This is a genomic window from Streptomyces sp. NRRL S-495 (assembly GCF_000966955.1).
Taxonomy (GTDB): Bacteria; Actinomycetota; Actinomycetes; order Streptomycetales; family Streptomycetaceae; genus Kitasatospora; species Kitasatospora purpeofusca.
Genome location: NZ_JZWY01000861.1, coordinates 1 through 9,961 on the forward strand (window position 1 = coordinate 1; position 9,961 = coordinate 9,961).

Annotated in this window: 10 protein-coding genes; 7 read left to right on the forward strand and 3 right to left on the reverse strand. The window is 74.0% G+C overall.

Annotated features, from left to right (window positions below; all coding sequences use genetic code 11):
• The coding region (gene paaK / locus VR45_RS35000) for a phenylacetate--CoA ligase PaaK (protein WP_234326456.1) at positions 1-1,275 on the reverse strand (1,275 nt) is incomplete at its 3' end.
• Positions 1,276-1,692: 417 nt separating this feature from the next.
• Here paaK and VR45_RS35005 point away from each other — a divergent pair.
• Entirely contained in the window at positions 1,693-2,640 is a 948-nt protein-coding gene (locus VR45_RS35005) for an ATP-binding cassette domain-containing protein (RefSeq protein ID WP_045943949.1), read from the forward strand.
• A gap of 98 nt (positions 2,641-2,738) precedes the next feature.
• Positions 2,739-4,325 (forward strand): hypothetical protein, encoded by a 1,587-nt coding sequence (locus VR45_RS35010; RefSeq protein ID WP_045943950.1) that lies wholly within the window; start codon positions 2,739-2,741, stop codon positions 4,323-4,325.
• Positions 4,326-4,505: 180 nt separating this feature from the next.
• Here the strand turns inward: VR45_RS35010 and VR45_RS35015 are convergent, their stop codons facing one another.
• The gene (locus VR45_RS35015) at positions 4,506-5,186 is read right to left on the reverse strand and encodes an HAD-IA family hydrolase (protein WP_045943951.1); all 681 of its coding nucleotides are present in this window, start codon (positions 5,184-5,186) and stop codon (positions 4,506-4,508) included.
• A 210-nt stretch (positions 5,187-5,396) separates the two neighbouring features.
• On the opposite strand from VR45_RS35015, the gene VR45_RS35020 reads away from it, so the two are divergent.
• The 3 genes from VR45_RS35020 to VR45_RS35030 all read left to right on the forward strand — a co-directional run bounded on the left by VR45_RS35020 (position 5,397) and on the right by VR45_RS35030 (position 7,603).
• On the forward strand, positions 5,397-5,933 hold the full coding sequence (locus VR45_RS35020) for a GNAT family N-acetyltransferase (RefSeq protein WP_234326453.1): 537 nt from the start codon (positions 5,397-5,399) through the stop codon (positions 5,931-5,933).
• 318 nt (positions 5,934-6,251) lie between these two features.
• Complete coding sequence (locus VR45_RS35025) at positions 6,252-6,599, forward strand: GntR family transcriptional regulator (RefSeq protein WP_045943956.1); 348 nt, start codon at positions 6,252-6,254, stop codon at positions 6,597-6,599.
• A complete protein-coding gene (locus tag VR45_RS35030; protein ID WP_234326455.1) occupies positions 6,596-7,603 on the forward strand; it encodes a DUF1648 domain-containing protein in 1,008 nt (335 codons plus the stop codon). The genes VR45_RS35025 and VR45_RS35030 overlap by 4 nt, the downstream gene beginning before the upstream one ends.
• A gap of 79 nt (positions 7,604-7,682) precedes the next feature.
• Here VR45_RS35030 and VR45_RS35035 read toward each other — a convergent pair whose 3' ends face one another.
• Positions 7,683-8,543 (reverse strand): LysR family substrate-binding domain-containing protein, encoded by an 861-nt coding sequence (locus VR45_RS35035; RefSeq protein ID WP_107084367.1) that lies wholly within the window; start codon positions 8,541-8,543, stop codon positions 7,683-7,685.
• Between the two features lie 67 nt (positions 8,544-8,610).
• Here VR45_RS35035 and VR45_RS35040 point away from each other — a divergent pair, with 67 nt between their 5' ends.
• The gene (locus tag VR45_RS35040) at positions 8,611-9,045 is read left to right on the forward strand and encodes a DUF5997 family protein (protein ID WP_045943958.1); all 435 of its coding nucleotides are present in this window, start codon (positions 8,611-8,613) and stop codon (positions 9,043-9,045) included.
• A 494-nt stretch (positions 9,046-9,539) separates the two neighbouring features.
• The coding region (locus VR45_RS35045; RefSeq protein ID WP_045943954.1) for a transglycosylase family protein at positions 9,540-9,961 on the forward strand (422 nt) is incomplete at its 3' end.

Sequence of the window (9,961 nt, forward strand, 5' to 3'; positions counted from 1 at the left end):
TTCTCCGCCTCCCCCTCCGCCCTCCCGAAGGTCCTCGATCCGACGGATCTTGCCGACCGAACGCTCCAGCGTGTACGGGTCCACCACCTCGACGTCCACGCTCACCCCGACGCCGTCCTTCACCCCTCGCACGATCACCCCGACGGCCTCCTCGCGTTGCCCGGGCCCGGCGTCCGGCCGCGCCTCGACCCGCACCGTCATGTGGTCCAGCCGGCCCCGGCGGGTCAGCCGCAGCTGGAAGTGCGGTGCGACGGCGGGCACCCGCAGCAGGACCTCCTCGATCTGGGTCGGGAAGACGTTGACCCCTCGCAGGATGATCAGGTCATCGCTGCGCCCCGTCACCTTGGCCATCCGGCGGAACGCGGGGCGCGCGGTTCCGGGCAGCAGCCGGGTGAGGTCGCGGGTTCGGTAGCGGATCACCGGCAGCGCCTCCTTGGTGAGCGAGGTGAAGACGAGTTCGCCGCCCTCGCCGTCCGGCAGCACCTCGTCGGTCAGCGGGTCGACGACCTCCGGGTAGAAGTGGTCCTCCCAGATGTGCAGGCCGTCCTTGGTCTCCACGCACTCCTGCGCGACACCCGGCCCCATCACCTCGGAGAGTCCGTAGATGTCCACGGCATGGAGGTCCGTCCGCCGCTCGATCTCGGCGCGCATCTCCTCCGTCCACGGTTCGGCGCCGAGGATTCCGATCCGCAGCGAGGTGCCGCGCGGGTCGATCCCCTGCCGCTCGAACTCGTCCAGCAGGGTGAGCAGGTAGGACGGGGTGACCATGATGACCTCCGGCCGGAGGTCCTGGATGAGCCGGACCTGGCGGGCCGTCATACCGCCGGAGGCCGGGATCACGGTGCACCCGGCGCGTTCGGCACCCGCGTGCGCGCCCAGTCCGCCGGTGAACAGACCGTAACCGTAGGCGATGTGCACCGTCTGGCCGGGCCGCCCGCCGGCCGCCCGGATCGAGCGGGCCACCACGTCCGCCCAGACGTCCAGGTCGTGCTCGGTGTAGCCGACCACGGTCGGCAGGCCGGTGGTCCCGCTGGAGGCGTGGATCCGGCGGACCTTCTCCTTCGGGACGGCGAACATGCCGAACGGGTAGGTGTCGCGCAGGTCGGCCTTGGTCGTGAAGGGGAAGCGGGCGAGGTCGGCGAGGGTTCGACAGTCATCGGGCGCGACACCCGCCGCGTCGAACTTCCGCCGGTACAGCTCGACGTTGTCGTAGGCGTGGCGCAGCGTGGCCCGTAGGTGCTTGAGCTGGTGCGCCCGCAGCTCCTCCGCGGTCATCCGCTCGCCGGCGTCCAGGAGTTCCACCGGAGGCGCCTCGCCGAGACGCGCCGGCGCCCGCACGTCTCCTCCCGGACCCACGGGCGTACCCGGATCCGTCGCTCCGCCGCTCATCGTGCCTCCTTCAGAACTCACTACCGACCATTCGGTCGGCCCTGGCCGGAGCCAAGTAATCCAGTGCCCGAACCACCTGTCAAGGCTCGGCACGCCGGTGACCTCGCAGGTCGGCGCCCGTCGCCCTCGCTCAGAACTTTGCCCCCGCCCCCGGGCGCCAACCTGTGCCGATCGGCAGGTTCTCGCTCCGAAAAAAGGCGCCGGATCTATGCCGATCGGCAGATGGCAGGGCACGGCCGACCGGGAAAGCTGGTCGCCGTAGTCACCATCCCACCCACGACCGGGAGAGCGGAGCGCGGGCACATGAGCCGACCCGATGTCACACCCCACCTCGAACTGACCGACGTCAGCAAGGTCTACCGGGGCGGCAAGCACGCCGTCGACGGCCTCTCGCTGCGGCTCGGCCCCGGGCTGCTCGGTCTGCTCGGACCGAACGGCGCGGGCAAGTCCTCCCTGATGCGGATCGTCGCCACCGTGACCCGGCCCAGCTCCGGACGGCTCACCTACCGGGGGGCCGACGTGCTCGCCCACCCCGATCTGCTCCGGCGCGAACTGGGCTTCCTCCCCCAGGACTTCGGCGTCCACCCGCACCTCACCTCGCGCGAGTTCCTGTCCTACCTGGCAGCCGCCAAGGGGCTTCCCGCCCGCGCCGCCCGGGCCCGGATCGACGAACTGCTCGTGCTGGTCAACCTGACCGAGGCGGTGCGGAGGCCGCTCGGCGCGTACTCGGGCGGCATGCTGCGCCGGGTCGGCATCGCCCAGGCGCTGCTCGGCGACCCGAGCGTCATCGTCGTCGACGAACCCACCGCCGGTCTCGATCCGGAGGAACGGGTGCGCTTCCGCAACCTGCTGAGCACCCTCGCCGAGGACCGGGTGGTGCTGCTGTCCACCCACATCGTCTCCGACATCGAGTCGGTGGCCGGGGACATCGCGGTCCTCGCCGGCGGGCGGCTGCTGCGCCGGGGCAGTCCGGAGCAACTGCTGCGCGGCCAGACCGGCCGGGTGTGGGAGGTCCTGGTGGACGCGGGCTCGGTGGCGGCCGTGCAGCAGCACTTCGTGGTGAGCCGGATGGTGCGTACGGGGGACGGGCGGGTGCGGCTGCGGCTCCTCGCGGACGGCCCGCCGACGGCCGAGGCGGTGCCGGTCGCGCCGGACCTGGAGGACGCCTACCTGGGGCTGGTCCGGTCGGCACCCGACGGGCCCGCCTTCACCGTCTCGGCCGCCGCGGGCCGTCCGGGGGTGCGGCGATGACCCGGAGCGTTCTCCACCCGTCCCACCCCGAGGGGTTCCGGGCACCGACCGACCCTGCTCCCGGCGCAGCCGCCGGTGGGTCCGAGCGGACCGGCCCGGTGAGCCGGATCGGCCGGCTGGCGCTCGGCGACTTCCGGGACCGGATCCGCCGCCCCGCCTACGCGGTGACGCTCCTTGCCGCGGTGGGCCTGGGCCTGCTCGCCGTCCCGCCCGCCGACGGGCACTGGGCGATCCTCGCGCTCGGCTCCTACCGGGGGGAGTACAACAGCGCGTACGTCGGCACGGCGACCGCCCTGGCGGGCACGCTGTGGCTCACCCTCGGCGGGTTCTACGTGGTTCGCAAGGGCCTGGGCCGCGACGAGGAGACCGGGGTCGGCCAGCTCCTGGCCGCGGCCCCGCTGCGGAACGCCGAACTGATGCTGGCGAAGTTCCTCGGCAATCTGCTGGTGCTCGGTTCGATGCTCGGCGTGCTCGCACTCACCGCACCCGCCCTGCAACTGGTCCGGGGCGAGGACCACGCGCTCGACCCGGTCGCGCTGCTGACGCCGTTCCTGGTGCTGACCCTGCCGCTGCTCGCGGCGACCGCGGCACTGGCCGTCCTGTTCGAAACGGTGCCGCTGCTGCGCGGCGGGCTGGGCAATGTCACCTGGTTCGCCTTCGCGCCGGCCCTCATGATCGCCGGGGAGGCGCCCGGCGCACCGTTCGGCGGGCTCGGCCTCGGCCCGGTGGCCGCCTCGCTGCGCGACACGCTGGCCGCGCGAGGCGTCGACCTGGGCGGCGACGACTTCAGCCTCGGCCTGACCAAGACGGACTCCCCGCTGGAGGCGTTCCACTGGGACGGCGCGGACTACGGGGCGGGGTTCCTCGCCCAGCGGCTGCTGCTCGTCCTGCTCGCGGTGGCGCTCGCCGCGCTGCCGGCGCTCTGGTTCACCCGCTTCGACCCCGCCCGCACCAGGGCGGCCGAGCGGCACCCCGACGGATCGGCGCCCACCCCCGCTCCGACCCCCGCCCCTGGTCCCGTCCGCACGGCCGCGTCCCCGGCCCGCACCCACCACCGGTCCCGCTCCCGCTTCGGCTCCCACTACGGCCGGCTGCTGCTCGGTGAGGCGCGGATCCTGTTCGCCGACGCCTCGCGCTGGTGGTGGCTCGCGGCGGCCGGCCTGGTGCTGGCCGGGCTCTCCGTACCGCCGGACACCGGCGTCGGCGCGGTGCTGCCTGCCGCCTGGGTCTGGCCGGTACTGCTCTGGTCGCGCCTCGGGAGCCGCTCGGCCGAGAACGACCTGGAGGTCCTGCTCGGCGCCTACCCGGCCGCCCGCGCCCGGCTGCTCGCCGAATGGGCCGCCGGGGTGCTGCTCACCGCCCTGGTCGGTGCGGGTGTCCTGGTCCGACTCGCCGCGGCCGGCGACACCGCCGGGGTGGCGGCCTGGTCGGCCGGCGCCCTGTTCATCCCCTCGCTCGCCCTCGCCCTCGGCACCCTCTCCCGCACCCACCGCCTCTTCCAGGCCCTCTACCTGCCGCTCTGGTACCTGGCGGTGAACCAGATCGCCACGCTCGACTTCATGGGCACTGTCCGCCGTGCCGGCCACCCCGCCGGCCCCTCCCCCGTCCTGGTCACCGCCGTCACCCTGGCCCTCCTCGCCACCACCCTGCTCACCACAACGACCCGCCGTGCGCTCCGTGACTGACCTCCGAACAGAACGGCGGTCGTCCGCCGGGCACAGGGCACCCGCTGTCCGGCAAGCGCCCGACAGGACGCACCCGGGGATGCGTGATGTCCTCTTCGAGCCGGTGCACCGACGTCCGTCGCAACGTGGTCACGGAACCACGGGGGCGGGCAGACCGCCGGCAACCGATGCCCGCCCAGGTCAGAAGAGGTCCAACAACTCAACCAGGGAGGCGATGAAAGGCACCTCCGCGGTGACCGGTCCCCGGCAGACCGCGCGCCCCGCGTACCCGAGTCCGATGGCAGCGGCGACCAGGGCCGGATCGTCGTCGAGGAACAGGCACTGTGCCGGCGCGAGCCCCAGCGCGGCGCTGGCGTGGTGGTACATCCGCGGGTCCGGCTTGTTGCAGCCGAGCACCGCAGAGATCGCATACGCCTCGAAGAACCGCCCGATCCCCAGTCCCGTGTGAAGGTCAGGCAGGTTGGGCCAGGCGTCCGATACCACTGCCATCCGCACGCCCCGTCGGCTGAGCTCTTCCAGAGTGCCCATGACCTCCGGGTAGGTCTCCAGGAGCGTGGCGGGCGGGACCTCGCGGCGCAGGTCGGCGAGGAGTTCCGAGGTCGGATCCACCCCCACGTCACTCAGCATCACCCGGTGGTAGTCGTCTGTCTCGGGCGTCGACGACGAGGTGGCGAGGTAGCGGTCGCCTGCGGCGACGGCTGCCGCCAACTGTTCCGACGTGATCGAAGGCACGTGGGCGAGAACGGTCTGCTCGAAGTCGGCTCGCGGGTTCCACCGGCCGCCGATCGGCTGCATCAGCACGCCGCCCGAGTCGAAGAGAACAGCGCGGAGGTCTTCCTGAGGAGAGGGGCGTGTCGTCATTCGGCTCAGTCTGGTCAACTGACGCCCGCTGGTCGACCCTTGACACCATCCGATACGAGTCACCGACCCGGCCGGGTCGGAGCGGCATCACGAATTCAGCAATTCCTTCGGTGACAGAACCCGCCCTATATGTCCGAGCGCAAGCCCGTCCGACTGACGCCGAGGGCCGGCCCGAAACCCCTTGGACGGCACGCGGATCGGCTTGCTGAAATGGGAGACGGCCGCTGCCGGAGTCGTAGGAGCCATAGGGAGGCGGCGATGAGCGAGATCAGGCTGCACCTGTCGGTGCGCGACCTCACCGAGGCGGACCTGCCGTCCTGCGGCTGGGCCGGCTCCCCCAAGCACGTGCGCGAGCTGGTCCACCAGATCCGCCGCGCCGAAGCGGGCGAGGTCGACTACCTGGCCGTCTGCACGCCGGTCGGGCTCCCGGTGGCGGTCGGCGGCATCGACTGCACAGTCAAGCCCGGAGCCGGCACACTCTGGCAACTCGGCGTCCACCCGGCCCTCCAGTCCTGTGGGATCGGCACGCTGCTGGTCCGCTCCGCCGAACAGCGGATCCGGACCAGGGGCCTGACCCGCGCCGAACTCGGCGTCGAGGAGAGCAACCCGCGCGCCCGCGCCCTCTACGAACGTCTGGGCTACCGGGCCTTCGGCCGTGAGCTCGATTCCTGGGACGTGGAGGCCGAGGACGGCTCACTCCAGCGGTACGAAGCGATGTGCACGCTGATGCGCAAAGACCTGGCCTGACAGCGGATTTCGCCGCGTTCGTCAGCAAAGCGTCGGCCGAACCGGCCCTCACCCCGGACGGTCGCCGCGATGGGACGGCTCAGCACCGAGGGGGCCTTCCGGTCCGCCGCCGCCCTGCTGGACGCCTGGGGCCCGGAGCTGCTCCTGAGTCCGCGCCCCGCCCGGACTCCCCGACTCCCCGACCCAGCAGCCCAGCAGCCCACCAACCAGCCAACCCGCCAACCCGCCAACCCGCCTGAGCGGGGCCACCCCCGGTCGCGCGACCGGCCGTCGGCGGCACTGGCGTCATTCGGTGATGGTGCTACTCTCACTAGCATCATGTTGCTGAAGCTGGAGGCCGGGGACTCCCGGCCGTTGCACGAGCAGGTTGCGGGAGCGATCCGGCGGGCCGTCGGTGAGGGCGAGTGCGTACCCGGGGAGCGGTTGCCGCCGGCGAGGGATCTGGCGCGGGCGCTCGGGGTGAACGCGAACACGGTGCTGCGGGCGCTCCGGGTGCTACGGGACGAAGAGGTACTGGAGTTCCGCCGGGGGCGCGGCATCACCGTCGCCCGCGGTGCCGACCGCCGCGCCGAACTGCTGGACGCGGCGCGGCGGCTGGTCGCGGACGCGGCACACGCAGGCTTCAGCCGGGAGGAGCTCGTCGAGATGATCAGGGGGCTGGAGTGAAGAAGGTTTCGCAGAAGGGCGGGCACGACGCCCGCAAGGACGCGGCGGTCCGGGTGATCGGGATGCTCGCGTTCGGGGCGCTCGCCCTCGGGGTGCTGGCACTGCTGCTCGGACTGCCGTGGGTGGCGCGCGACCAGCTGCCGGAGCCTCTGGCCACGCACTGGAGCGGAACGCGACCGGACGGTTCGATGTCATTGACGGCCGCGGCGGGCTTCCCGGCCGCGGTGTGGGCGGCCTCGGTCGCGGCGGCGGCCGTCGCCCGGTGGCGCGGCGGGGAGCAGGCGAAGGCCTGGTCGGCGGTCGGGCTCGGCTTCGGGGGTGCACTGCTGACGGGCGCGCAGGCCGCGATCGTCTCGGCCAATCTGGACCGCCCGACCTGGCAGGAGGCCGGGCCGATGGGCGCCGAGGTGCTGTTGGTCCTGGTGGCGGCGGTCGCGGCCGGCGCGCTGGCCTGGTGGCTCGCCCGGCCGCAGGGCCCGGGGCCGCTCGCCGCGACCGTCGCCGACGGCCCGCGCCTCGACCTGCCGGACGGGCAGCGGGCGGTCTGGCTCTCCCGGGCGGTCAATCCCTGGCTGGGACTGCTGGCCGGGTGCGCCGGGCTGGGCACGGCGGGGGCGGCACTGGCCGGGTTCGCCGGGCTGGGCGGGGCGGCCTGGGCGACCGCCGCGCCGCTGGCGGTCGTCGCGCTGGCCGGGCTCGGCTGTTCGTCGGTGCAGGCGCGGGTGACCGAGCGCGGCCTGGATGTGGCGTTCGGCCCGCTCGGCCGACCCTCCCGGCACTGGGATCCGGAGGAGATCGTCTCGGCCCGGGCCGAGACCCGCACCCCGGCCCAGGTGGGCGGCTGGGGCTACCGGCTGAGCGGCCTGGGCACCACGGTCATGCTGCGCCGCGGCGAGTGCCTGGTGATCCGACCCCGACAGGGCGCGGAGTTCGCGGTGAGCGTGGACGACGCCGAGCGCGGCGCCGCCCTGCTGAACACCCTGGCCGCCCCCCGGAGCGCGTGACCGGCCGAGGGGGCGCGCACGACCGGCGGGCCGGCGCACCCACCCGGCGCACCCACCCGGCACGGCCGGCGGGGGAACGTCAGCCGCGACGCTTCGGGCGGCCGCGCCGGGCGGCCGCCGCGCCACCGGACGACGATCCGGAGCCGCCCCGGGCACGCCCGCCCGCGGTGGCCCGGCCTCCGGCGGCCGGCTTGCCCGAGCCCTTGGGAGCGCTGCCCTTGGCCGCACCCCCCTTGGCGGCGCCACCCTTGGCACCGCCGCTGCCACTCTTCGCACCGCCGGCGCGGCCCGGGGCGGACTTCGCCGCCGGGGCCTCGGCCGGGGTCGCGGCCGTCTGACCCCGGCCGCGCGAGCTGTTGACCGTGCGGCCCCGGACGATGCCGATGAACTCCTCCACCAGGTCGGTGGTCTGCTCCTCCGGCCAGGACAGCGCGATCCGGGACTGCGGGGCGTCCGCCATCGTCCGGTAGGTGAGGTCGCGCCGGTGGTGCAGGCGTGCCAGCGACTGCGGGACGAGCAGCACCCCGACCCCGGCCGCGACCAGCTCGATCGCGTCGGCCGTGGTCGCCGGTCGCTCGATGGCGGGCCGCCCGGGCAGCTGCTCCCATTCGAGGGTGTCGTCGAGCGGGTGGAAGACCACGTCGTCGGCGAGGTCCGCAACGGTGACCTCCTCCGCCGCCGCCAGCCAGTGGTCCTTCGGGAACACCACCACCGTCGTCTCGGTGTACAGCGGGATCGCGCTCAGGCCGGTCCGGTCGACCGGCAGCCGCAGCAGCCCCGCGTCCGCGTCGCCCGCGCGCAGCGTCGGCTCCCCGGCCGCGGCTTCGACCGCGACCAGGGCGAGCGGAACGTCCGGGAGCCGCTCCGACCAGACGCGCGCCCACTTGCCGGGGGTCACGCCCGGGACGTAGGCCAGCCGGAACGAGGGTGTCACCTGCATCTCTGTCACCCGCCCAAGGCTACCGACCGTGACAGCGGGCGTCGGCCGCTCGCTTACCCTGGTGACCATGACATCGCTCAAGCAGAAGACCACGCAGACCATGAAGCCGGCGACGGCGGCGAAGAAGCTCGGGGTCTACCTCGGCGCCACCCCTGCCGACTTCCAGTCGGGCGTGATCTCCCGCGAGGAGCTCACCGCCCTGCAGACCGAGCCGCCGCAGTGGCTCCAGGACCTGCGCCGCAACGGCCCGCACCCGCGTTCCGTGGTGGCCACCCGGCTCGGCGTCTCCGCGTCCGGCCTGGCCCGCGGCGGCATCACCGAGGCGCTCACCACCGAGCAGATCGAGGAGCTCCGCGAGGAGAACCCGGAGTGGCTCCGGCGCGAGCGGACGATCCAGGAGGAGGTCCGCAAGGAGTCCGTGCGCGTCAAGGAGAAGCACGAGAAGGAGGAGAAGCAGCGCCAGCAGGCCGCCGCCGCAGCCGAGCGCGAGAAGCGCCGCTGACCTGCGGACTTCCGCCTGCTCCACCCTGCTCCTCCCCGGCCCCCCGGCGTTCGCGCCGGGGGGCCGTCGTTCGTCCGGGGACAGGCACACGAGGAAGGTCCGGCACGACACACGGCACGACACACGGCACGGCCTCCAGCCCGGCCTCCAGCCCGACCTCCGGCCCGGCCGGACGGGCGCCGGCGACTCGCACAAGCGCACGAGCCGGAGCCCCTGGGAGCCGGCCGAACCTCCACCCGAATGCCGCACACGCACCCGAAAGTGTTCGCACACGTTCGACCCTGTGAGCACCGTCACGGGACCGGACCGGCCGGTCAGGCGTTCCGGCGGGCCGGCCCGAGCGGCGGGACGAGAGCCGGCCGGGTGGCGGCGCGGAGCCGGGCGGGTGACCTGCTCGACGTGTCGGCGGGGATCCAGCGGGCCCGGCGTGCGTCGGTGGGAACGCGCCGCTCCCGAGCGGCGCGCGCCCCTGCCCCCGGACCTGAGAGCCGCCGATGCCCCCCATCGCGCACCTGCGCCGCCTGCTCCCCACCGCCGTGTGCACCCTGGCCGCCGTCCTCGCCGCCCCCGCCGCGGCGCACGCCGCGCCACCGGGCCCGGGAGGCGGAGCGGGCATCGATCGGGGGACCGTGATCGACTGGGAGCGGGTCGCCGCCTGCGAGAGCAGCGGGGACTGGCACATCAACACCGGCAACGGCTACTTCGGCGGCCTCCAGTTCGACGAGCCGACCTGGGAGGAGACCGGCGGCCTCCGCTACGCCCCGCGCGCCGACCTGGCCAGCCGGGACGAGCAGATCGCCGTCGCCAACGCCCTCGCCGAACAGCGCGGGCTCACCCCGTGGCCGGTATGCGGCTCCCGCGCCGACCGGGACCGCGAACGCCCCCCGGTCGAGTCGGCCGCCGAACCGGCGGAGGC